Origin of the sequence: Pseudoalteromonas sp. NZS100_1 (genome assembly GCF_015864285.1) — a bacterium.
Taxonomy (GTDB): domain Bacteria; phylum Pseudomonadota; class Gammaproteobacteria; order Enterobacterales; family Alteromonadaceae; genus Pseudoalteromonas; species Pseudoalteromonas arctica.
This window is the reverse complement of sequence record NZ_JADYXN010000036.1, coordinates 14,254-39,728: the sequence shown is the minus strand read 5'-3', so window position 1 is coordinate 39,728 and position 25,475 is coordinate 14,254. Positions and strand designations below refer to the sequence as shown.

Here is a 25,475-nt window from a genome sequence, read left to right as displayed (position 1 = left end):
AGGGCAATGCGAGAACGAGTGAAACGTTATATTCTTCCAGAAAAAAGAAAACGGCCCAAAAGTAGGACCGTTCGAATATCAAAAACTCGGTACACCATTAAGTCAAAACATGCTTAACTGAATGGTGTTAGCTCAGTGAGCGGTTTTTTATTGCCTATGGTTTATCATACCAATTTTATTAAAAACATGACCATTCTAGTGTATTAAATAACTCACTAACTACGTTAAAAATTATTTATATAGAACAACTATGTATCATAATTTTAGCCTTGTTATTGCGCTATTTTCTTATCGCTATAATAACTCACTAATTTAATGCAATTGGTATTAGTTCAAACCCAGCTTTTTAAGTTCTGTTTTTACTAGCTTTGCAGAAAGTGGTACATAACCATCTTTTTCTACAATTTGCTGACCATCTTTTGAAAGTACCATTCTTAAAAATTGTTCTTCCATAGGTGATAGTGGCTTATTCGGGTGTTTATTCACATAAACATATAAAAATCGCGATAGCGGGTATTTACCTTGCGCAACGTTATCAAGTGTTGCATCAACAAAGTTATCGCCTTTTTTAGCAAGCGGTACTGTACGTACGCCCGATGTTTTATAGCCGATACCAGAGTAACCAATTGCATTTAATGAAGATGAAATTGACTGTACTACCGATGCAGAACCCGGTTGCTCATTTACGTTATTACGGAAATCACCTTTACACAGTGCTTTCTTTTTAAAGTAGCCATAAGTACCTGACACTGAGTTACGTCCATAAAGTTGAACATCTTTAGCTGCCCAGTCACCTGTTAGGCCAACATCGCTCCAACGGTTTACTTGCTCTGGTGCACCACACTTACGAGTAGATGAAAAAATAGCATCTACTTGGTCAATACGAAGACCTTCTATTGGATTGTCTTTATGTACATAAACCGCTAGTGCATCAATAGCAACGCGTACTTCAGTTGGTTTATAACCGTAGCGTCTTTCAAACGCTTCGATTTCTTTAGATTTCATTTTACGGCTCATTGGACCAAGGTTAGCAGTACCTTCGGTTAGTGCCGGTGGAGCAGTAGAAGAACCTGCCGCTTGAATTTGAATATTTACATTTGGGTAAATACGTTTGTACTCTTCAGCCCAAAACGTCATCATGTTGGCTAAAGTGTCAGAACCTACTGATGAGAAGTTACCTGAAACACCACTAATTTTTTGATACTCAGGAATATCTTGATCTAAAGCAACTGCTTGTGCAGATACGAAAGTTGTAACAGCCACACCCATTGCGGCAACTAAGTTTTTAAATTTCATGTAGGGTTCTCCGGTTTGTTCGTCCCATTTTCTAACTGCTGCCCACTCTAAAGTGAGTACATGACAGTTACATTACTCTTAAATGACACTTTTATGACTTTGCTTTTCAGCCTAATTACTTAGCTAGCGAAACTGTCTTATCTATTGAAAATTCGAAAGAAAAACACGAACCTTTGTTAACTTCACTGCTAATATTTAATTTACTATCGTGGCGCGTTAGTACATGTTTTGTAATCGCGAGCCCTAAGCCTGAGCCACCTGTTGTTCTGCTGCGGGCTTTATCAACACGATAAAAACGCTCAGTTAAACGGTTAATATGCTCTGGCGCAATACCATCACCATTATCGGTAACACTAAAACACGCTTTATTGTTTTTGCGCTGCCAACAGACTTCCACTTTGCCACCGGGTTTAGTGTAATGAATGGCGTTAAATACTAAATTAGAAAACGCACTACGCAGTTCATCCTCAGAGCCTTTAATATCGAGGGTTTTATCAATATTAAAAATAAGCTCATGGCCTTTGTCTTGATTAATTGAGTTTGCCTCAGTGTGAATATAACCAAGTAATTGCGGTACGTTTATGGCTTTATCATTGTCTTGGCGACGAGCACCTTCAATACGCGAAAGCGATAGTAATTGGCTGACTAAGCTATCCATGCGCTTGCATTGTTCAAGCATAGTATTTTGCGCTTTGTTCCACATTGCTGGCGGCGGCATCATGTCGCCATCCATCATCTCAAGATACCCAGTAACCACTGTAAGCGGTGTACGTAGTTCGTGTGACACATTGGCTACAAAGTCTTTACGCATCTGTTCTAGCTGTTTTAAGCGCGTTACATCACGCACAACAACCATAAGTTGCGTGCTTGCATAAGGCATTACCCTAAACTCAAGTACTTGCTCAATGCTATGGCCGTTATCCAGCTCAAGCGCGTCGTCAAATTCACCTTTGTGCATGTATTTAGCAAACTTAGGTTCGCGAATTAAATTATCAAGACGCTGACCATGATCGGTTGGCCACTGCAAACCAAGCACTTTAAGGGCTAATTGATTACACCACACAATACTTAAATCGTTTTGTAATACCACTACCGCATCAGGTACTGCTTCAGCCCCATCGCGAAAGCGACGAATTAAATCAGCAAGCTCATTACGTTTTTTACGATTACGATGCTGTAGATGATAAATACCTTCGAACACTTGCTCCCATGCACCCTCGCCCTCAGGTGGATTAAAGCTACGTTGATTAAGTAGCCAATCGCTCAAACGATAAAGTTGATGGTAGTGCCAAATAAGGAGGGAAAAAGATCCTAAAAATAAAAGCAAAAATGGCGCGCCAACCAGCACACCAATTAATAGTAAGGGTAAAAAATAGATAAACAGGCGCTTTACTAACGCCTGCTTATTAACAACTCGATACATACACTCACTTTACCTTAGAGTAGTAATACATGCGTATTTCATACATTAGCTAAGCTTTAAGCTGATCACAGCTTACTTGAAAAACGATATCCAGCACCACGTACAGTTTGCACCAAACGGTCATGTCCAAGTGGGCCAATTGCTTTACGCAGACGACGAATGTGCACATCAACCGTGCGATCTTCTACGTAAACATTAGTTCCCCATACATGATCAAGCAGTTGTTCACGGCTATAAACACGCTCTGGGTGAGTCATAAAAAAGTGCAGTAATCTAAATTCGGTTGGCCCCATATCAAGCTCGTTACCTTCTGAGGTAACACGATGCGAAATAGGGTCTAAACGCAGGCCATGTACTTCAATAGCTTCTTCTAATGAGGTTGGCGATACACGGCGAATAACCGCTTTAATACGCGCCATAAGCTCTTTAGGAGAAAACGGCTTAGTTACGTAATCGTCAGCACCTACTTCAAGACCGCGTACTTTGTCTTCTTCTTCGCCACGGGCTGTAAGCATAATAATTGGGATTTGACGGGTGTGTTCGTTTTGCTTAAACTTTTTAGCAATTTGAATACCGCTTCCACCTGGTAACATCCAATCAAGTAAAACCATATCTGGGTAAGGTTCAACCATAGCTGCAATAGCAGAGTCGTAATCTTCTGCTTCAATTGCTTGAAATCCATTTTGCTCTAAAACAAAAACCAACATCTCCCTGATAGGAGCTTCGTCATCTACGACTAGTACTTTACGTGACATTCCAATTTATCTCTTACGCTATCGAATTAGTTTTCATTATTATGACTAAGTATGACATTTTTATGAAAGTGTAACGTGTAAATTAAAATGGTGGTAAAAAAAACACAAATTAGTGACAAAAAACCTCATTAACGTCATATTTTTAAAACCTTTTTAATATTTAACGTAATAATAAGAGATTTACGATAAATTTATAAAATAGCTAATTTTTGAAATTATCTGCTTTTTGTCGCTAGTTGAATCATTAAATAATATAAAATTAGCTGGGATCATTGTTTTACTAACCAAGACATTTTTACAGATCGATCGTTTAAAAGCAGCTTTAAAGCCATTTTAAAATTAATAAACCCGCCTGTGTAACAATCAATACGTTTATAAAATAGATCTAAATTTTACTAAGCCCCAAATAAAGGATCAGATTTTTACCAAGCCGATCCACTCTCAGATCAGAGTTGTACCTAGTCAAAGCCATAAGTTGTTGATTGTTTATACAAATAAATAACGATCAAATTATCTCAGAGCCTAAAATAGCGAAAAAGTGTATTTGGCTTAGTAAAGTAATGATCCGAAAAGGCTGTGTTAGTAAATGCGTGATCCCAAAGTACGGCGTTGATAGTACAGCGATCTGATCAATAGAAGCCGTAACCTGCAATATAAAAAGGGCTGACATTAAAAAAGCCAGCAACAAAGTTACTGGCTTAAATGATCAATTATAAATTGATCTATTATCTAATTTTAGGGTCTAGTTCGCCGCTTAAGTATTTAAGGTGCATTTCATCAAGTGAAATTGGCTTAATTTTACTAGCCTGACCAGAAGTACCAAACGAGTTATAGCGCGCAACACAAATCTCTGTCATTGCTTTTGTAGCTTCAGCTAGGTATTTACGTGGATCGAAGTTAGATGGGTTAAGCGCCATATGACGGCGAATAGCACCGGTAGATGCTAAACGTAAATCGGTATCAATATTTACCTTACGAACACCAAACTTAATGCCTTCAACAATCTGTTCAACTGGCACACCATAAGTTTCTGGAATTTCGCCACCGTACTGATTAATAATTTCTAACCACTCTTGAGGAACTGAAGATGAACCATGCATCACTAAATGCGTGTTAGGAATACGTGCATGAATCGCTTTAATGCGGTCAATCGCTAAAATGTCATCTGTTGGTGGGCGAGTAAATTTATAAGCTCCATGCGAAGTACCACATGCAATTGCAAGTGCATCAACATGTGTTTTATTTACAAAGTCAGCCGCTTCTTCAGGGTCTGTTAGCATTTGCTCAGTGGTTAGTATACCTTCTGCGCCAACACCATCTTCTTCGCCAGCTTCACCTGTTTCAAGTGAACCAAGTACACCTAACTCGCCTTCAACCGATACGCCACAAGCATGCGCCATAGCAACAGTTTCGCGCGTTACTTCTACATTGTATTCGTAGCTTGAAGGAGTTTTGCCGTCGCTCATTAACGAGCCATCCATCATTACTGATGAAAAACCAAGCTGAATTGAACGCTGACATACACCTGGCGATGTGCCGTGATCTTGGTGCATAACAACGGGAATATGTGGCCATTCTTCAACGGCTGCTAAAATCATATGACGAATAAATGGAGCACCAGCATAAGCACGTGCGCCAGCTGATCCCTGAACTATTACTGGGCTGTTTGTTTTGTCAGCCGCTTCCATTATTGCGCGCATTTGCTCTTGATTGTTAACGTTAAAAGCAGGTACGCCGTAACCATGCTCTGCTGCATGATCTAAAAGTTGTCGCATACTGATTAAAGCCATTGGGTATTCTCCAATTTATCGACAGTAGTTCCCTACCATCTAGTTTGAACGGATGTGTTAGTTTGGCGTTATAACAACGCCACGAAAAACCACTGCTTTGCAGTAATATTCCGTCTAAATTAACTATTAAATTAGGGTGAGAGGTATTTAATAATTAATTGTCGGTAAGGGCTATTACCCCCTCACCTTACGCTACTAAAATTACTTAGCGCGCGACTCTAGCATTTCAACTGCTGGAAGTTTTTTGCCTTCTAAAAACTCTAAGAACGCACCACCACCAGTAGAAATATAAGAAACTTTATCGGCAATGCCGTATTTATCAATTGCGGCTAAGGTATCACCACCACCAGCAATTGAAAACGCATTTGAGTTAGCAATTGCTTGTGCAATAGCACGTGTGCCATTACCAAATTGGTCAAACTCGAACACGCCAACAGGGCCATTCCATACAACAGTGCCCGCATTTGCAATAATTTTTGCAAGCTTGCTCGCTGTATCAGGACCAATATCAAAAATCATATCGTCGCTTGTTACTTCGCTTACATCTTTAAGCGTAGCTACAGCAGATTCAGAAAACTCATTACCAACAACTACGTCAGTCGGTACCGGAATTTCACCATTATTAGCAATCGCTGCTGCACATAAGCGGTTAGCTTCATCCATTAAATCTGGTTCGTAAAGCGATTTACCAACTGGGCTACCTGATGCAGCAATAAAGGTATTTGCAATACCGCCACCGGTAACTAATTGGTCAACAATTTTAGAAAGTGAATCTAAAACGGTTAGCTTAGTTGAAACTTTAGAACCACCAACAATCGCCACTAATGGACGAGCTGGGTTATCAAGTGCTTTGCCTAACGCTTCTAGTTCAGCTGATAACAATGGACCTGCACATGCCACATCAGCAAATAAGCCAACGCCATGCGTAGATGCTTGCGCACGGTGAGCCGTACCAAATGCATCCATTACATATACATCACACAGTGCTGCAAGTTGCTTAGATAACGCTTCGTCGTTTTTCTTCTCGCCTTTGTTAAAGCGCACATTTTCAAAAACAACCACTTCGTTATCAGCAATATCAACACCGTTTAGATAATCTTTTTCTAAACGTACAGTTTGCTCAAGGGCATCGTTTAAGTAATCAGCGACAGGTGCTAGCGAAAACGCTTCATCATATTCCCCTTCCGTAGGACGGCCAATGTGTGACATAACCATTACTTTAGCACCCATCTCAAGCGCTAATTTAATAGTAGGTAGTGCTGCACGAATACGCGCATCTGACGTCACTTTACCTGCTTTAACTGGTACATTTAAATCTTCACGAATTAATACGCGTTTGCCGTTTAAATCTAAATCTGCCATTTTTATGACCGACATGAACATCTCCTTAGTTAACGATACTGAACCTGAAAAATACGTTTAAAATTATTATATTAATAAATTACTTATTCACTGCCATCATAGCACGCGCTGTGTCGAGCATACGATTAGCAAAACCCCATTCGTTATCACACCATACTAATAACTTTATCAGTCGTTTGTGACTAACACGTGTTTGTGTGCCATCAATAATACAAGAATGTGGGTCGTGATTAAAATCAACCGACACAAGCGGCTCTTCGGTATAACTTAAAATACCTTCTAAGCGGTCTTTTGCTTGTGCTTTAAGTGCGTTATTTACTGCGTTTAAATCTACATCGGTATTAACCGTTACACTTAAATCCATTGCCGTGACATTTATAGTCGGTACACGTACGGCGATGGCTTCAAAACGGCCTTTAAATTTAGGTAAAATACGGTCTATACCACGGGCGAGCTTTGTATCAACTGGAATAATTGATTGGCTTGCAGCGCGAGTACGGCGTAAATCATGATGATAACCATCAATCACTTGTTGATCGTTCATCGACGCATGAATAGTTGTAATAGCGCCCGACTCAATACCAAATGCATCATCTAATACTTTAATAACCGGCACAACACAGTTAGTTGTACACGAGCCGTTAGACACAATTGTGTGTTCGTTTTTAAGCTCATCGTCGTTAATGCCATACACAATCGTAGCATCAACATCGTTATCGGCCGGATGCGAAAACAACACCTTTTTAGCGCCTGCGGTAATATGTAACTGCGCATGTTCACGCGAGTGATAAACACCCGTACATTCAAGTACAACGTCTACATCGAGCGTTTGCCAAGGTAATTCAATTGGGTTTTCTTCACAAAAAAGTGCAATGGTATCGCCTGCAACACTAATGGTGTCTTCACCAAGTTTTACAGGAAAAGAAAAACGACCATGGGATGTGTCGTATTTTAATAAATGAGCAATAGCTTCAGGATCAGCAAGTTCGTTAATCGCAACAATTTTTATATCGTCGCTCAAACCAGACTCGTATAACGCGCGGACAATATTTCGACCAATACGACCAAAACCATTAATTGCAAGTTTGATTGCCATGAAATATAAAATCCACTCTTTTAGCGTGCAGATAAAGGCAATACGCCTTTTAGATGGCTGTATTGTAATCGACCTTGAGTATGATTATAAGAGGGTAGCATTAGAAACTTTAAATTAAGAGTAAAGAGCTTACGCGTTGCAAGCTCTTTAATGGCTCTGGGCTTTTAGATTAAGCCTTGTAAATTAAGCTTTTTAAACTAGTTTTTTTAATGCATTAATTATATCTTCTGGCTCAGAGCGAGTACGGTAATCAACATCAACATAGCGCCAAGTCACTTTACCTTGTTTATCTAAAACAAAGGTGGCAGGAATAGGTAAAATACTGCCATTTCCGTTATTCAGCGACTCTAAATCTAGGCCTCGGTCTACTCGCATATGCTCTAGTAAAAATGTAGGTACTTGCCATGCTACGCCGTAGCTTGCTGCTACATCCGCATTTTGATCCGACAGTACTACAAAATCCATTTTACTTATTTCGTTTTCGCTCATTGAGCCATCGGGTACTTGCGGGCTAATAGCCACCAGCTGCGCACCTAAAGCATGAATTTCAGGTAAACGTGACTGCAGTGCTTTCAGTTGTAAATTACAGTACGGACACCAACTACCACGATAAAAAGTAATAACCACAGGGCCTTGTGCAAGTAACTCGGTTAACTGCACCGATTGACCATGTTGATTTGGTAACTCAAAACTTGGTGCGCTTTGGTTTAAATCAAGTGCATTAGCACCTTGCTGAAACGCTTTTGCTTGTGCAATCGTTTCATCAACACCTTTCATAAAATCAGGATTACCTTTACGCCCTGCGGCTATTTTTGCCTCAGTTTGTGCTTTTAACGTGTTATTTTCATCGCTCATAATATGGCTACCTTCAAATTAATCAAAAACTTAAAGCCAGCTTACATTATGAAAATGTATTTGAAATGAAAATTTTAACTTATTCATTTACTTCTAAATCAAACACCACGTTTATTGATGATTTAAATGTAATAGTTTCTTGCAGGTATCTACCTTGCTCAAATGGATTTCTAGTAACTTTAGAACCGGTTACAACTATTCTCTCAAAATTATCTGCGCCATAACCATAACTTGAACGGTTAGAATTTGAATTAATGCTGTAAATTTTTCCAAGCTCTGCGCCAAATGCTTTAGCAAGCTTACCCCCTTTAACTATAGCGTTATCTATTGCGCCTTGTGTTGCTTCAGCTTCTAACTGCGCGGCTTTTGAAGACATAAGCTCAATATTCGTCAGTTCATTAATTTTTACACTTAATGCAAAATCGATAAAATCATTCAACTTTTCAATATTTCTTAATGTTACTTTAAGTGTTCTTGTTGCTACATATCCTGCATTAATTGCTGTACCGCTCTCGACATTAAACTTGTCGTCATCATTGTAAGTTAACAGGCTTGTAGCAGAAACATCCGTCTCCTTAACACCGTACTTGCTTAATCCTTTAAGTAACAAATTTACTCGGTCATCAACATCACGTTTTGCATCAAGTGATTTGTCTTTAAAGCTTATTACTTCAAAAGAAATCTTAGCCATATCGGGCTTTGCTAATACCTCAGCAGTACCCTGCACTGCAATATGGCGATTAGCAGGTAAGCTTGAATTAGCAAAAGTGATGAGTGGGAATAAGGTTAAGAAAATGGCAGTAATGAGTTTCATATTCGTTCCTTGGAGTAATTAGCTAAATAATGACTACGTAACTGTACCTATAGTCATACGGATAACAATAAAAGTAAACTGCTCTTTATTGTAGGCGGGAGTTTATCTCGCGCGGCATAAAGCCCCGCCTACAGCTAACCTACGTCAACTCAGCTACTTTTAGCTCTTTGCCACAGCTTATTTGATGACACTGGGCTAGCAGTAACTCAGCGGTTGCTTGTGCATCAGTCAGTGCATGATGGCAATGATAGCTTGGTAACTCATAACGTGTGCGGCATGCATTAAGGGTTAAATCATCTTGTTTTATTTCAGTTGAATGATGGAGTAAGCGCTTTTGCTCAATATGCAGTGTGTCGAGTATCAGTTTAGGCCGTATTGTTATATTGGCATTTTTAAGCGCTATTTTTAAAAACCCCCAATCGAGCATGGCATTATGAAACACTAAAATACAGTCGCTAAAATGGCAGCTCAATTGCGTTAATATACTGCACAAGCTCTGTCCTTTTGTTATAGCATCATCGCTAATTCCATGAAAAACAGGACTTTGCTCAAGGCTTTTTACGTCCTTATTTATAAGGTGCTGCGACTCGCTCATTTTTATACATTGGTTATCTATTATCACCCACGCTACCGATACAATTTCGTGCTGTTTTGCATCAAGGCCAGTGAGCTCTAAATCAATCACCAAATAACGTTGTTGTAAGGCATTTTTACCTAGTAATTTACGGCGCTTTAAATACCGAGTGAGCAGCTTTTTTACCATGTTAGTAATCCATCGTTATAAACTGCCGCGAGCAAACTTAAACGCGGCGGCTTGCTGCGCTTGTTTAACAAGGTAAAACGCTTCTTTTAGTTGATGGCGCTCTAGTGAGTTTAATTTATTAGGATTAATACAATTACTCGGTAAGCCCTCTTCGTTTATTTGTGTACTCAAGCGAAGCTGCGTTAAGAACCGCCAGCAGTCTTTTAGGTTGTATATATCTTCTTTGCTGATCAGTTTATGTTTTAGTAGTGCGTCCAACCGCTCTTGCGTGTTGGCGCGCCTAATACCCGCTTTTAAAGCGTATAACCGCACTATGTCATTTATAATTACGACGCCGCGTTTTTTTAAATCTATGTATTTATTATTTTGATCTGTTTTTTCGGTTTTAAATTTATTAAATAAACCAATTGGCACGCTGTTGCTGCTTATGTCGGTTGCCATTGCGGCATAGAATAAATCATTACGTGATATACGAATTAGTTGCTCGCAAAAAGCCGTGTATAAAGCGTTTGAACCTTCAATAAATCGCAGGTCAAAAAATATCTTACAGTTAAGCATTGCATTGGGTGTGGGGCTTTTTATCCATTTAAAAAAGCGCTCGCTCCAGTCGTTTACGCTCATACGGCACTCATCGCTGCTTGCCATAATATTACCTGGGCAACGCCTAATGCCGCACTCAACTAAGTTTTCACATACAAACTCTCCCATGCTTTTAAAGTAAGCGTGTTGCTCGGTGGTTAAGTCGTTAGGGAGTAATAAGCCGTTGTCTTGATCTGAATGCAGGGTTTGTTCTTCGCGTGCTTGCGAGCCAAAGCAAATAAAACTAAAGCTGGTTGGCGCTGCGCCATGCTCTTCTTGAAATAAGTGAATAAGGCGCGATGTAAGCGCATCGGTTAAACCACTGAGTAATTTACCAATTAGCGATATGTCGTCAATGTTGTACGAAAAACCACGCAAAAGTTCGGGAATTTCTTTAGCGTAGCGTTTTAAATCAGTAACAGTATGCGCTTTATATATGCGCCCAATAAGCTGTACGGGGTCGCTTTTTTGTTGGCGTAGTAAATCGGTGCTGGTTATCATCCCTATAGGGTTATGGTTTTCGTCAAGCACGGGTAAATGATGAATATTGTATTTAAGCATTAAGTGCAGCGCCGAAAACACCCTGTTATTTTCAAATATAAACTTAGGTTTGGCGGTCATAATACTGCTTACTGCGTCTTGTGGATCTACCTCGTCGGCAAGTACTCGGTTTCGTAAATCGCGGTCGGTTACCACCCCGACTAAGTGCGCGTGCTGCGTTATCATTATTGACGATACGCCATGCTCTTTCATTTTTTTAGCGCTTTGCCTAATACTTGCATCGGGCGAAAGCGTAATGGCGGTGCGGGTCATCAGCTCTGATATTTTACGTTCAGACCAACTATCATTTTTACTTTTATAATGCGATGACAGCAACCGGTTAGCATGAGCGCGTACAAAGTATTGCTCAAACGATTTATATTCTCTGCGTAAAAAATCAAAGTGCGTTTGAGAGAGCATATACACTATGCCCTCTTTTTGTACTTCCAACCTATTTTGAATTGCCTCACCGGTTAACAGCGACGGAAAACCAAAATAGTCACCTTGCGCTAAGCGTGTAACAACATCACCCTTACCATCAACTAGGTCATACAAACCAGAGCGAATTAAAAACAGTTTAGGGTTTTCACTTTGTAACCACTGAGTTTGGTTTTCGCGGGTGAGGTAAATAATATCAAGATGATTTACAAAATATTCGCATGCGCTGCTATCAAGCATAGTAAAAGGCGCTTGCAAACAAACGTATTGGGCTATTTCTTGTTGTTCTACACTCATTGTATTCGCTCTTTAAATGGTGATGTACCAATCTAATGTACTTATTTATTAAACAAATAAAAAGCCCGACTAAAGTCGGGCTTTTGGTGCTTTATGTTTTCTAAACTATATCTATAAATTATAGCCTAGTGGTCGTGTGCTTCTGCAGACCCTTTTGGGTTACGAATGCTTTCAACCATTTCTTGAATTTCAACCGGTGTAGGTTTAGTAAACTTAAGAACAATTGCAGCAACTGCAAAGTTAATAATCATACCAATTAAGCCAATACCTTCAGGCGAAATACCTAAGAACCAGTTTTCAGGGCTGTTTAGCTCTGGGCTAACAAACTTGAAGAAGATGATATACGCAGCGGTAAAGCCAATACCCGTTACCATGCCTGCAATGGCGCCTTCGCGGTTCATTGTTTTAGAGAATATACCCATAATAATTGCTGGGAAGAAACTCGCTGCCGCCAAGCCGAATGCAAATGCCACTACCGATGCCACAAACCCAGGCGGGTTAATACCAAAGTACGCGGAGATAACAATAGCGACCATGGCTGCCAACCTCGCTGCAAGTAACTCTTGCTTGTCGGTAATATCGGGCTTGAGAGTTCGCTTGAGTAAATCGTGCGAAACGGAGGTCGAAATAACCAGTAGTAAACCTGCTGTTGTAGAAAGTGCAGCGGCAATACCACCAGCAGCTACAAGTGCAATTACCCATGCTGGTAAGTTAGCAATCTCTGGATTTGCTAATACCATAATGTCGCGGTCTACGTTTACTTCGTTAGCACTGTTCGGATCGGTGATTTTACCCGCCGTGTAGAACATTTTGCCATCGCCGTTTTTATCATCAAATGTAATTAAACCTGTGCGTTCCCAGTTTTTAATCCATCCTGGTGCTTCTGCGTAAGCTGTACCGCTACCGTCTTTACCATTAATAGTATCAACCATGTTTACGCGAGCAAAGGCTGCAACCGCAGGTGCTGTAGTATAAACAATCGCGATGAACACAAGTGTCCATGCTGCAGAAATACGCGTGTCTTTTACGCGAGGTACAGTGAAAAAGCGAACAATTACATGTGGTAAACCAGCAGTACCTACCATTAACGCGCCAGTAATAGCGAACACGTCAATCATGCTCTTAGAGCCTTCGGTATATTGCGCAAAACCAAGTTCAGCGCTTAAGCCGTCTAGTTTATCAAGTACGTACACGCCATCGCTGCCAATTAATGTGGCACCAAAACCGGTTTGTGGGAAGAAATGACCCGTCATCATCATCGAGATAAAAATGGCTGGTACAAGGTAGGCAAATACAAGTACACAATACTGCGCTACTTGTGTGTAGGTAATGCCTTTCATGCCGCCAAGTACCGCATAAAAGAATACAATCACCATACCAATGTAAACACCGGTTTCAATTTCTACTTCTAAAAAGCGTGAAAATACGACGCCTACGCCACGCATTTGCCCTGCAATGTAAGTAAAACAAATGAATATGGCACATACAATTGCCACTAAACGCGCGGTGCGTGAGTAGTAACGGTCGCCAATAAAGTCTGGCACAGTAAACTTGCCGAATTTACGTAAGTAAGGCGCTAAACACATGGCTAATAGTACATAACCACCTGTCCACCCCATTAAGTAAACGCTGCCATCGTAACCTGCAAACGAAATAATACCCGCCATTGAAATAAACGACGCGGCACTCATCCAATCAGCAGCCGTTGCCATACCATTAGCAAGAGGAGGTACGCCGCCGCCTGCTACATAAAACTCTTTAGTTGAACCCGCACGGGCCCAAATTGCTATGCCGATATAAAGCGCAAAGCTTAAACCAACAATTATAAACGTGAGTGTTTGAACATCCATTGCTTAGCTCCTATTCGTCTACGCCGTATTTTTTATCTAACGTATTCATTTTGAAAACGTACACAAAAATCAAAGCAACAAAGGTATAAATCGCGCCTTGCTGGGCGAACCAGAAGCCAAGTTTAAACCCAAAAAAACGCACTTCATTAAGTACATCAACCAGTAATATGCCAAAGCCGAAAGACACGATAAACCACACTGCTAATAGTTTAAATAACAGCGAAATGTTTTCTGCCCAATAAGCTTTTGCTTGTTCTTCATCTTTAAAAGCCATTTTTGTTTTCCCCTTTAAGCACCGCAATATCGCGATGAGTGGTTTTTTATCTTCGCTTACCAATTTAGCAACGCTGGTTACATATTGAATTGAGACCATAGTCGTAACAGCTTGTTAACGTTTACGTAAACTGTATTTATCATTCAAACGTATTTTATACATTTTCATTTTATTTCAATTGGTTAGCTTAATTTTTTGAATTGGCTTTACTATTAAATTGGTAAGTTGGTTATTAATGCGACATTAGTCTAATGCTTGAGATGATTTTATTTTTGTTATTAATATTCAATAAGATAGAAATAAAATGAAAGTTTTATTTTAAATTCAAGCCTCACACTTAACCTCAGTTCTGGTATTGTGTTAATCCCTCATAGGGTTGAGGGACTATTTAAAATAATAAGGTTTAATAACAACATGACTGCCGTACTCATTATTGTTGCTTTAAGTTATATAGGTGTGCTGTTTTGGCTCGCCAATTGGGGCGATAAAACAACCCCTTTGGCGAAGCGTATTAGCCATCACCCTTTTGTGTATTCACTCTCACTTGGGATTTACTGTACCTCTTGGACTTACTACGGCTCAGTGGGTACAGCCGCCACCAGCAGTTGGAGTTATTTGCCAATATTATTGGGCCCTGCGCTGCTGTTTTTATTCGGCCAAGGGTTTTTACGTAAGCTGGTACTGGTAAGCAAAAAACAAAACATAACCACTATTGCTGACTTTATTTCAGCTCGTTACGGCAAACGCCAAACTACCGCTATTATGGTTACTGTAATCGCCTTACTGGCGACTATTCCCTACATTGCACTGCAATTAAAAGCGCTTAGTACCAGCTTTTTACTTTTGCAAAACAGTAATAAAATATCAGGCGATATGCTCGCGCTTTCTGCCACATTAATTATGGCCTTATTTGCAATATTTTTTGGTACCCGCAAAGTGGATGTAACAGAGTATCGCTCTGGGTTAATGCTTGCTGTCGCGTTTGAATCGATGATTAAACTTATTGCACTTATTGCTGTAGCAGGCCTTGCTGTTTACACCTTATTTAATATGCCAGAGCCTACTTCAAATAAAGTAACCGAGTCGATTTGGGCTCATTGGAGCGACTTTAACTTTTTTAGTTTTAACTTTATTGGCCAGTCTTTAATGGCTGCGGCGGCTATTATATGTTTACCACGCCAGTTCCATGTAACCGTGGTCGACAATCAAAACAAACGCCACTTACTTACCGCTCGCTGGGCTTTCCCGCTGTATTTACTATTAACTGCCGCAATGATTTTACCTATTGCGACTGCGGCAATTCATCCTGAAATTGGCAGCGGCTATTCACCCGACAGCTTTGTACTTGCCCTACCGTTAATTAACGACAACGCCTTTTTAACTACCTTTGTATTTATAGGTGGTTTATCGGCCGCCACCGCAATGATAGTGGTAGCAACGCTTACATTAAGCACGATGATTTCAAATGATGTGGTATTACCCCTAATGCTACGTCGTAAATTTAAACGCAACTTAATTACTACCAGTTATAAGTCTCGAATTTTACTTGTAAGGCGCTTTGCTATTGCAGGCATATTAATTTTGGCCTATTTCTATCAACAATGGTTTGGCCATAGCAGCGCGCTGGCAAGTATGGGCTTAGTTGCTTTTTCACTTGTTACTCAATTATTACCCGCTATTGTGGGCGGTTTATACTGGCGAAAAGGCCATGCTTATGGGGTTTATGCAGGTTTAGTAGCGGGCTTTATTTGCTGGGTACTATTTTTAATGCTGCCAATACTCGATGCCGGAGCAACGCTTGATAGCGAGCTACAACAAACGCTTATAACGCGTGGAACCTTGATAGCTTTGTTTGCCAATATTGGGTGTTATATTAGTTTTTCACTTGGGGCTGAGGAGCGCTTAATTGATAAGATTCAGGCAGCTGCTTTTGTTAACCCTAAAGATCAGGCTATTTTATCAAGGCGCTTAAATAAAGACGTAAAAGCCACTGTTTACGACTTTAAAATACTACTACAAACCTTTTTAGGTATTCAGCGCAGCCAACAAGTATTGGCGCATTACGCACTCGCCCATCACTTAAGCGATAACAACGCACACCCAGAGCCTGAATTTATAGCCTACTGCGAACGCGCGTTAACAGGCGTGCTGGGCGCATCTTCCGCACAAGCATTAATACATACGGTATCGTCGGGTAAGCGTATGGCGTTTGAAGAAGTTGTAAACTTTTTTGACGAAACCACACAAGCGTTGCAATTTAATCAAAATCTGTTATTTACCTCACTCGAAAATTTAAGCCATGGTATTTCAGTTGTCGATAAAGATTTAAAGCTAGTAGCTTGGAATAAACGCTACAGCGAAATGTTTGGCTATCCTGAAGGATTTTTAGAAGTAGGCCAACCCATAGAAGATATTATTAGATACAACGCTAACCGTGGTGAATGTGGCCCTGGCGAAATAGAACGCCAAGTAGAAAAACGTGTGCAGCATTTAAAATACGGCAGCTCGCATCACTTTATTCGCCACCGTCGTAATGGCCAAGTATACGAAATGATTGGTAATCCGCTGCCCGATGGCGGATTTGTTACCAGCTTTTCGGATATTACCAATCACATAAGTACGCAAAATGCGCTTGAAGAAGTAAACATGGATCTTGAAAACCGCATAGAAGCGCGAACTCAAGAAGTGCAAACCATTAATAGAGACTTACAAGCTCAAATAGATAGCCGTGTACAAACCGAGCAAGCACTTACTTTAGCCAAACGAGAAGCTGAGCAAGCCAACGACAGTAAAACGCGCTTTCTAGCACTGGCGAGCCACGACATTTTACAGCCGTTAAACGCAGCACGTTTATACCTTGCTGCCATTGACGAAAAGCAACTCGACAGCACTAACCAAAACAGCTTTGAAAAATTAGGCGACAGTCTCGATTCAACCGTGCATTTAATGTCGGCACTACTTGAAATAGCCAAGCTAGAACAAGGCGCTATGACCCCAACTCCTCGCCACTTTTATATTGAAGATATTTTAGCGCCATTGCAAAGTGAATACGCTATTTTATCAAGTGATAAAGGCCTTAAGCTTAGTGTGCGTTCTAACCAGCAAATTGTGCATAGCGATATAACCTATTTGCGCCGAATTATTCAAAACTTGGTCTCTAATGCAGTTAAATACACCGATAATGGCCGTGTATTAATTGCCTGTAGGAACCGAAAGCACAATTTACGAATAGAAGTATGGGATACAGGCCCTGGTATTAGCGAAGTAGAGCAAGCTAAAATATTTAACGACTTTTACCGTGTTGAGTCGGGCGATAACAAAGGCGTAGGCTTAGGCTTAGGTGTTGTAAAACGTATGGCTGACTTATTAAGTTTGCCGCTTGATGTGCATTCTGAGCCAAATAAAGGTAGCCGTTTTAGCATTGAGGTACCTTATGGTGACGAGCCGTTTGTACAACAAAAAAGTACGACAAACAGCCTAATAGAAAACCGTGCAGCAATTAATATTGTTGCCGTAGACGACGACCCTGAAAACCTAGCTGCAATGGCAAGCTTACTTAAAAAGTGGCAAGCTAATTACACGCTATTTGATAATGTAAATAATGTACTGGCGCATGCTAAAGAAAACGGTGCACCCGATGTTATTTTAATGGACTACCAATTAGGCAATGACTGCGATGGCATAACGCTAATTAAAACCCTGCGCGAAATTTGGCAAAGCCAAGTACCCGCTATTTTAATTACCGCAGTACGCGACACCGAGCTTAAACAAGAAACCAAAGCCGCTAATATTCATTATTTAAGTAAACCAATTAAACCGGGCAAACTAAAGGCACTGCTTAATCACAGTACATAGTCATCTAGTTAAAAGTATTCTAGTAAAAAGTGCTCTAGTTAAAAGCTATCAAGTAATAGCGTAAAACAAAAAGCCCAGTATCTTCACTGGGCTTTGCTTTATAAAGTATTCATAAAGTTAAACTGGATTTACTCGGCTTCTAAGCTTTTGGAACAACCAACTTAACCCCACCAACGAAAGCCCTAATCCAATAAACGAAAGCGCTTTAAGTAAGCCCTCCAAGTTAGCCATATCAATTAAAAACACTTTAACAATAACTGCAGCTAGTAAGCCTAAGCCTACTTTTTGTATTAATAATTGATTTTTTAAATGACCAAAAATAACAGTACCCGCACCCAATACTAACCAAATAATAGAGTAGCTATAGAGCTCTGCATTGCTCGCCCCTTTTGATAAGTAAATATAAGGCCCTTGCCAGTATTGGCGAATAAAGCTGTTTATTGCCAATAATATAAACCCACCTGCAACGGCCAATATAAATGGCGTAGCTTTAGCGTTTATTGGTTTTACAAGCTTGGCCAGCCAAAGCGTTAATCCTGCAGGTACTAACCACAATAGTAATAACCAGTTAAATATTGGCAGCTCACCTATGTAAAGTGATTCAAATAATGGGTTGTCGTCAAGCAGTGTTTTAATAGCAAAAAGCCCTGCTAACCCTACAAGTGCAAAGCCCGCCACTTGGTATAACTTAGCTAAAGTACCGGCAAGTTTTGCTCTGTGTAAATACACACACCCTAATGCCAGCCAGTTACAGGTAAGGAGTATTTGTTCGTAAAAGTTAAGTGAATCAAATTGCGGATAATGCCCTACTAACTGATAACTTGTTTCGGTTGTAATAAAAAGCGCTAAACAATGAAGGGCTGCACCTTCCAGCCATATTTTAAGTTTTGATGAGTCAAAGCACTTAGCTGCGGCAAAAAATAACGCGATACATAACGGATAAACCACAATACTCCAATGCAAACCAAATACCGTAAGTGCATCGTAACTTGGCGTCCAAGGTGAAAGCGTTAAGCGCAGTAATAACACAGCAACCAAGGCTTTTATAGGCCAATGCGGCATAGGCACGTTATAGCGCTTAATAAGTACGCTTATAAGTAACACTTGCACAGCAAGAGCAATGGTTAAGCCGCTGTCACTTAGTAGCATGGTAATTGCTAACGTAATATTGGCATTAGCCCCTACCCAGTAGGTAAAACGCTGAAAAAGCGTTGTATTATGCTGCGCACACTTTATTAAAATAGCCGCCACTACAAACAATACAACGGCCCAAAGTGGATATGCAGTACTTAACGAAGAATTAGGAATAAGCGTATATAAAGTCGCTATCATTACAAATAAACTAAATGCCCCCGTAATATGAAACGCTAAACGCTTAATCTGTTTTTTACCGTAATAAAGCCCAAAAGTGGTAAGTAACAATCCGAGTAATAAACCCAAACCGTATTCATTTTTGAATATAAAGAGCGCATCATCAAATAGGTTTGGCGAAAGGTGCGTGCGCTCAGCACTTATAACCAATAGCGCTGCACTTGCTAATGCTACTGCTTGCCAAATATCCCAGCGGCTATTTTTAAGGACTAAAAATAACATTAGTACAATACTCAACACACCGATTGTTTGCCACTGCATATCAAAGTGACTTATTAGCATGGTAAATAATAAGGGCGCTATAAAGGCGAGTAATAATGCATGATCTGGAAGCACTTTAATTAAGCGTTTTAAACTGTGTGGGCGGTGCTCTATAACATTCAATTTTAAGCCCAATCGCGGTATAGCAATTAACCCAATAATACTCAGTAGAGCAAACGTTCCCATTAACCAAACGGTATTAACTTTAAGTAGCGTAAAACCAACTAAATACCAGCCAATGTGCCCAGCCCATAGTAAATACCATAGCCAAATACGTTGTACTTTATGTGCAACTAACGCGGCTGACAAACTTACAAAGCCAACATACATAAATAATGCAAACAAGTTACCACTGCCAGTGCTAACCCATATTGGTACACTATAAGCGCCAATAATACCTAGTACAGCCAATAATGGGCCGAGCCTAAGCGCCATTGCACTTGCGCTAATTGCAATAGCTGCCAGTGCAAAAAATGCCACGGTAGAGCTAAGCATATCGTAGCTACTGTAAGCTAAAAGCGTTAAAGCAAAACAGGTAATAAACCCGCCGCTTGCAAGCGCTGCGGGTATGTAATTATTAAAGCCTTCAAATACAATGCGTTTATGGTGTAAATAAGCCGCGGCTGCAATTAGGCCAAGCCCAAATAAGCCGCCTAAACTCAGCCTCATTACAGGCGATAGTAACCCCGCTTCTAGGCTATATTTAGCTAAAAATATGCCCCCAAACGCAAGCGCTATTGCGCCTATCCAGGTCATCCAGTTCTCTTCAAACCCTGCACGTAATTTATTAAATAGTAATTCTATGGCTGATGCTTCAGCTGGTTTGGCTTTTTTAGGAGGCGCTGATGGCTGATTTATTACAGGTGGCGACAAGTTTTGGGACGTTAAGTTTGGCTGTGCTTTATGAGCAATAGGCTCTGATCTTGAAAGCGCTGCCTGAGCCGTAGATGCTTCACTTTGAGGTTCTCTTTGCGATATCGATTTATGTGTTTGTAGATGTGTTATTTTGGCTCTTAAAACAGCCACTTCTTGTTTTAATCCATTTAACTGCACTAGCGCTATTAAGCCGCAAATAGCACCGGCAACTACAACCAGTATTACTATGACGGCTAACCCAACTAAATCATCCATGGCACACTCTTATTAATTATTATGCCCTGAGTGTACCTAATTATTAATGAGTAGGTAAATTTTGTTCAATAAAAAAGCCTAAGTACTTAAAGTGCTTAGGCTTTATGCTACTTAATATGTTTAGATTTATTCAACACTATCGGTAATAGTGCGCTCTAGGGTCATTTTATAACCTGAGCTTGTTGTTTCATCATGCTCTAAAATCAATATGTAGTTACCCTCTTGTGTAAAGTCCATATCGCTTTGCTGAATAAGCACAATTTGCTGGCCATTATCTTCATATACAACATAAACCGTGTAAATTTCGTTATCTACAACCTGCTCTTCTTGGTCATACTTATCTAGGCCATCGACTACGTTACTGGTGTCGTCTACCGTTTCGCCGTTAAGTGTAAAGTACACATCAACATCTGAAACCGACTGCCCTGCGTAGCTTTCAATTAGGTTTACAACCGATACCGTATGGCTGTAACTACTTGGTGTTAGGTTTTCTTCAACGCTCAACATACGTAAACCGTTATCAACGTCGTTATAAAAAATACCCACCGCACTTTGCTCACGCTCTAGCGTCATTAAAAAGTTATCAGCTAGTTTTGTACCTTCTTCGTCGTACATCGCTACGCTGTAACTATTAGGCGAAAGTTCAACATAATCGGTATAAGAGTCACTAGCGACTATATTTGTTGTGTTTACAGTTGTACCGCGTGTAGCAGAAAAGCTCACTGGCGAGTAGTCATCAACCGTATTTATAAAACGTAATTGCCCCAGGGCAGATTGATGTTTAAGCTCAGTAACGTAGTTGTTATCGGTTACTACATCAAGCGTAATACCGCCTTCTTCTGTAGCGTAACTTGGGCGGATCATTGCTACATAGCTTGCTTCGTCGTATAAATAAACAGATGACGACTCGTACACAACATCACTGCTGCCCGCTTCGGTTATGTAAATAGTGTAATAACCTTCATCAACGCTTTGCAGATCTAACTCACTTAAATATTGAGCCGATGAAAAAAGTGTCGCGCTTTCAAATACGCCATCATCAGTTGCTAAGTAAATATCGTAGTTAGTATCCTCCCCTGCAATATTATAAAACCCTAAGTTAAACTCACCCGTATCGCTTGTAATAGGTACGCTAAGCTCTGTAAATGTAGGCTCATCAAAATTGCCGCTCATTACTACTAACTGTGTTTTGTCACCTTTAATAGAAATTTCTTGGTCGCTAATTGTTATATAGCTGTCGTTAGCATCTAGGTACTCAAAACTTACATCATAAGTGCCTGTGCTGTAGTTATGGCGAGTAGTTACATCGGCAAAATCAGCGCCTGAACGTTCTGTTTCTTCAACAAATAGACGTGTGTATGGGCTGTTATACGAGCCATTATACATTTGAATGTAGCCTGTTGAGCTTGAGCTATCGTCAGAGCCGCAGCCCGACAAAACAGTAATTAGAGTTAAGGGTAATGCAGCTTTTAAAAGGGAGTTGGTCATTAAGGTTATTCCTTATTATTAATATCCCCATTATGACCCAAACATTCTATTTTAATTTCATGATTTACAAAGCATTACCCTCACTGACACTTACTTACGAAAACGTTAAAAAGTGTTATAAATGTGCAAACAATAAGGACGTGTTTTTATATAATTAAGAATGCTTACGAGGCAACTTCAAAACGATCTCGACCATTCTTTTTAGCTAAATATAAAGCTTGGTCGGCGCGTTTCATTACTTTATCTAAAGGCTCATTAGGCATTTGCATTGCAACACCTATACTCACTGTTAAGTGGCGAATATTTTGAACGTTAATAGTATGCGCAATGGTAATTAATTGCTGTGAAAAATCACAAGCTTGCAACATGTTGCTTATAGGTAAGTAGCCACCAAACTCCTCACCACCTAGGCGAGAAAATTTATTATTATGTACAAAAGCATTGTCATATTTGGTTGCTAATTCTTTAAGTACTAAATCACCGACATCGTGACCAAATTCGTCATTAATAGCTTTAAAGTGGTCTATATCGATAATTAAAATAACGTAAGGCGAGTGCTGAGAATTTTTAGCGTGCTGATAAAAATAGCGTCTGTTATGTACCTTCGTTAAATCGTCAATAATTAGCTCACGTGCTAATCGGTTATTAATGCTTTGTACAAAGCGCATCGTTTTAAATAAACCATAAGAAGTTAAAAGCATGCCGCTGGTTCTACATAAGTCTTCAAAATAAACACTTACCCAGTAAGGCTGAACAACTAACTCATCAAGCACATCAGCTGTCGTTCCAACGCTCCAAAGTAATAAACCAAAACTAGAAAAAATATATGCCTGTTTAGATAGCTCAGAACATTGAACCATCCAAAACAGAAATATAATGACAATTAAATTAATAAAATCGGTAGTAAAACCATACACATTGTTTTGTACATTTAAAGGAGGGAAAGTATCTAACGCGTAAGCTGTAAACGTAACGATATAGATCAATAAAGCTAAACTGAAAACTCTATTGATCAAAGGCATTTTATAAAAGTTAGAAAGTTTAACGGTGAGTTTTACTGTTTCAATCATATTAATAGCTAGGTTTTCAGTACTTCATTTAAAAACTATAGCACAATAATAAAAACCCTCGCGAAGATAAAACCCACGATAACACTCAAAGTTACGCTTAAATCAAGACACTAAGTCCCCATAATCCCAACACTAAAATAGTGATGCCAATTATAGCTTTAGTTTTATGTTTACTAATGATTCGCTCAGCTTCATTACCTGCATAATAAACAATAATAGCTAAGCCAAAGTAACGAATAGAACGCGCAATACCTGAGGCTAATAAAAACAGCCAAATAGAGTATTTCGTTGCACCCGCTGCAAGCATCGCTATTTGAAACGGAATAGGCACAATGCCAAGCGTTATAACAAACCAAAAACCTTGATCTTGCATTTGCTGTTTAACGTTTTCAAATTGCTCTGGGCTCGAAAACGTATTAATGATCCAATCACCAACCGCATCAAATAAATAGTAACCCAATGCATAGCCAAAAAGTGCACCTACAATACAACCTAAAGTCGCCATTAACGCGATAAGCCATAGCTTCTCTCTACGTGCTTGCATTAGCGGCACCAGCACTGCCTCAAGCGGAATGGGCACTATAGTTGATTCTAAAAACGACGCTACGGTAATACCGCTAAGCATATGCTTAGAGTCGATAAAGTTACGTGTTTTTTCTTTTAGCTTTTTTTGAATGGCCATAGTAAATCCTTTTCACTTATCAGTAAGAACAAGAGTATTCAATGAGCTAATAATTACATATTTAGGTTAATACACGCTGAAAACACAGTACTAAATTTATCACGCCCTACTGCATTAACAAATTAGTAATATCCATAAGAATATTTTATTATGTGCCCATGCAGTTAGATTCCCTATCACAGTAGTTATTAATTTATGCAAAGTGCGCGTTTTATTCCCTTTAGAAAGCAAGATATTGTTGATATGTGTAGCGAAGAGCTTAAAAGCAGTACACAAAAAACATCGTTTAAACAATTTTGCGATTTACTAGCAAGCCTTATTCATTACGATTATCACTCAACACTTGAGTCACTTAAAAACAACTACGCCCCTTTTGATCCCAACAGTGACACGCGATCGTTAGCGCCAGTATCGGCGGATCAAAAAGCGCAGTGCCAACATGAGTTTGCTAAAGATTTTGCTAAGGTGCTTAATGCCGCTAATTTTGAAGTGATCACCAATGAAGACTTACAAGATGCATTAAACGAAGAGTCACTATTTAAGGTGCGCCTTGAAGTTGAATTTGACGACTTTGAAGAAGTGGTTTTTTATCGCCGTGGCGAGTCGCAACTCACTGAAACCATTACCAGCTTTTGGGGCCTTCGTAAAAAACCGCTGCACTTTACTAATTACGACCGTGTTGCCGTGTTTATTCGCTTTAAAGACAGCGCTTATTTTAAAGCTAAAAATAAAACGCCAATGGGATTTGAGCCAAGCTCAACCATAGTAAAGCTGTTTCAAAATGTGCCAAAGGCCGATCTCGAAATGCTATTTCCTAATAGCGAAGTACGCATGCGCCCTATTGATAAAGCAATTATTGGCTCATCGGCTTTAGTTGGCGGTGCAGTGGTACTTATAACTAAACTTGGCGCATCAATCGTATTATTGCTTGCTCTGTTTGCTTTTTGGGGTGGTTTTAGAAGTGAAGCTGTAGAAATGACCCAACAACATTTTATTACCTTTGCTATTGGCATGGGAGTATTTGGCAGCTTTATTTTTAAAGAATGGAGTAAGTTTAAAAACCGTAAAATTAAATTTATGAAAGCGCTTAGCGATAACCTCTACTTTAAAAACCTTGATAATAACGCGGGTGTTTTTCACACGCTTATAGACGCCGCCGAAGAAGAAGACATAAAAGAAGCCTTACTTGCTTATACTTTTTTATTAAAATCAGAAAGCGGCTTAACCGCCCAAACGCTTGATGAACAAATAGAGCATTGGTTTAAAAGCAAATACCAGTGCAGTCTTGATTTTGAAATTAGCGACGCACTTGAAAAGCTGGTACGTATGCGTTTGGTAACGTGCACTAGTGATGTGTATAGCGCAATCAATTTAGAACACGCAAAAACGATATTAGATGAGCGTTGGGATAATCTTTTTCAATATAATTAATGTAGTATTTTTGCTAAATAATACCCAAATAAAAAAGCAGCTGTAAGTACAGCT

18 protein-coding genes are annotated in these 25,475 nt (G+C 39.7%); 2 read left to right on the top strand and 16 right to left on the bottom strand.

Annotated elements, in window-relative coordinates; genetic code table 11:
- Positions 1–327: 327 nt before the first annotated feature.
- The 12 genes from I6F66_RS18335 to I6F66_RS18280 all read right to left on the bottom strand — a co-directional run bounded on the left by I6F66_RS18335 (position 328) and on the right by I6F66_RS18280 (position 14,132).
- The gene (locus I6F66_RS18335; protein WP_197176254.1) at positions 328–1,296 is read right to left on the bottom strand and encodes a PstS family phosphate ABC transporter substrate-binding protein; all 969 of its coding nucleotides are present in this window, start codon (positions 1,294–1,296) and stop codon (positions 328–330) included.
- A 115-nt stretch (positions 1,297–1,411) separates the two neighbouring features.
- Complete coding sequence (gene phoR / locus I6F66_RS18330; protein WP_024608321.1) at positions 1,412–2,719, bottom strand: phosphate regulon sensor histidine kinase PhoR; 1,308 nt, start codon at positions 2,717–2,719, stop codon at positions 1,412–1,414.
- Positions 2,720–2,784: 65 nt separating this feature from the next.
- Positions 2,785–3,474, bottom strand: a complete 690-nt coding sequence (phoB, locus tag I6F66_RS18325; RefSeq protein WP_006791869.1) for a phosphate regulon transcriptional regulator PhoB — start codon at positions 3,472–3,474, stop codon at positions 2,785–2,787.
- Positions 3,475–4,199: 725 nt separating this feature from the next.
- The gene (fba, locus tag I6F66_RS18320; protein WP_007377491.1) at positions 4,200–5,264 is read right to left on the bottom strand and encodes a class II fructose-bisphosphate aldolase; all 1,065 of its coding nucleotides are present in this window, start codon (positions 5,262–5,264) and stop codon (positions 4,200–4,202) included.
- Between the two features lie 201 nt (positions 5,265–5,465).
- Positions 5,466–6,641 carry a phosphoglycerate kinase gene (locus I6F66_RS18315; RefSeq protein ID WP_165727303.1) on the bottom strand — a complete coding sequence of 392 codons (1,176 nt, stop codon included), beginning with the start codon at positions 6,639–6,641 and terminating at the stop codon, positions 5,466–5,468.
- Positions 6,642–6,705: 64 nt separating this feature from the next.
- Entirely contained in the window at positions 6,706–7,722 is a 1,017-nt protein-coding gene (gene epd, locus I6F66_RS18310) for an erythrose-4-phosphate dehydrogenase (RefSeq protein ID WP_007587176.1), read from the bottom strand.
- A 192-nt stretch (positions 7,723–7,914) separates the two neighbouring features.
- Positions 7,915–8,577: a peroxiredoxin-like family protein gene (locus tag I6F66_RS18305; protein ID WP_197159724.1), complete on the bottom strand. Its 663-nt coding sequence runs from the start codon at positions 8,575–8,577 to the stop codon at positions 7,915–7,917.
- Positions 8,578–8,656: 79 nt separating this feature from the next.
- Positions 8,657–9,391 carry an SIMPL domain-containing protein gene (locus I6F66_RS18300; protein WP_165741135.1) on the bottom strand — a complete coding sequence of 245 codons (735 nt, stop codon included), beginning with the start codon at positions 9,389–9,391 and terminating at the stop codon, positions 8,657–8,659.
- Between the two features lie 139 nt (positions 9,392–9,530).
- Positions 9,531–10,154, bottom strand: a complete 624-nt coding sequence (locus I6F66_RS18295) for a 3'-5' exonuclease (protein WP_165741136.1) — start codon at positions 10,152–10,154, stop codon at positions 9,531–9,533.
- Positions 10,155–10,169: 15 nt separating this feature from the next.
- Complete coding sequence (locus tag I6F66_RS18290; RefSeq protein WP_165727299.1) at positions 10,170–12,008, bottom strand: DUF294 nucleotidyltransferase-like domain-containing protein; 1,839 nt, start codon at positions 12,006–12,008, stop codon at positions 10,170–10,172.
- A gap of 125 nt (positions 12,009–12,133) precedes the next feature.
- The gene (locus tag I6F66_RS18285; protein ID WP_007587184.1) at positions 12,134–13,858 is read right to left on the bottom strand and encodes a sodium:solute symporter family protein; all 1,725 of its coding nucleotides are present in this window, start codon (positions 13,856–13,858) and stop codon (positions 12,134–12,136) included.
- 10 nt (positions 13,859–13,868) lie between these two features.
- Entirely contained in the window at positions 13,869–14,132 is a 264-nt protein-coding gene (locus tag I6F66_RS18280) for a DUF4212 domain-containing protein (RefSeq protein ID WP_007377498.1), read from the bottom strand.
- 414 nt (positions 14,133–14,546) lie between these two features.
- Between I6F66_RS18280 and I6F66_RS18275 the strand changes: the two genes are divergently transcribed.
- Positions 14,547–17,987: a PAS-domain containing protein gene (locus I6F66_RS18275; RefSeq protein WP_197119214.1), complete on the top strand. Its 3,441-nt coding sequence runs from the start codon at positions 14,547–14,549 to the stop codon at positions 17,985–17,987.
- Between the two features lie 117 nt (positions 17,988–18,104).
- On the opposite strand, the gene I6F66_RS18270 is transcribed toward I6F66_RS18275, so the two are convergent.
- The 4 genes from I6F66_RS18270 to I6F66_RS18255 all read right to left on the bottom strand — a co-directional run bounded on the left by I6F66_RS18270 (position 18,105) and on the right by I6F66_RS18255 (position 23,990).
- Positions 18,105–20,750, bottom strand: coding sequence for a DUF2339 domain-containing protein (locus I6F66_RS18270; RefSeq protein WP_197209547.1), 2,646 nt, complete (start codon positions 20,748–20,750; stop codon positions 18,105–18,107).
- A gap of 126 nt (positions 20,751–20,876) precedes the next feature.
- A complete protein-coding gene (locus tag I6F66_RS18265; RefSeq protein ID WP_165727296.1) occupies positions 20,877–22,238 on the bottom strand; it encodes a hypothetical protein in 1,362 nt (453 codons plus the stop codon).
- Between the two features lie 164 nt (positions 22,239–22,402).
- Positions 22,403–23,308 carry a GGDEF domain-containing protein gene (locus I6F66_RS18260; protein ID WP_197176269.1) on the bottom strand — a complete coding sequence of 302 codons (906 nt, stop codon included), beginning with the start codon at positions 23,306–23,308 and terminating at the stop codon, positions 22,403–22,405.
- A gap of 97 nt (positions 23,309–23,405) precedes the next feature.
- Positions 23,406–23,990: a YqaA family protein gene (locus I6F66_RS18255; RefSeq protein ID WP_197176270.1), complete on the bottom strand. Its 585-nt coding sequence runs from the start codon at positions 23,988–23,990 to the stop codon at positions 23,406–23,408.
- Positions 23,991–24,185: 195 nt separating this feature from the next.
- On the opposite strand from I6F66_RS18255, the gene I6F66_RS18250 reads away from it, so the two are divergent.
- Entirely contained in the window at positions 24,186–25,421 is a 1,236-nt protein-coding gene (locus I6F66_RS18250; protein WP_197181326.1) for a TMEM143 family protein, read from the top strand.
- Positions 25,422–25,475 lie beyond the last annotated feature (54 nt).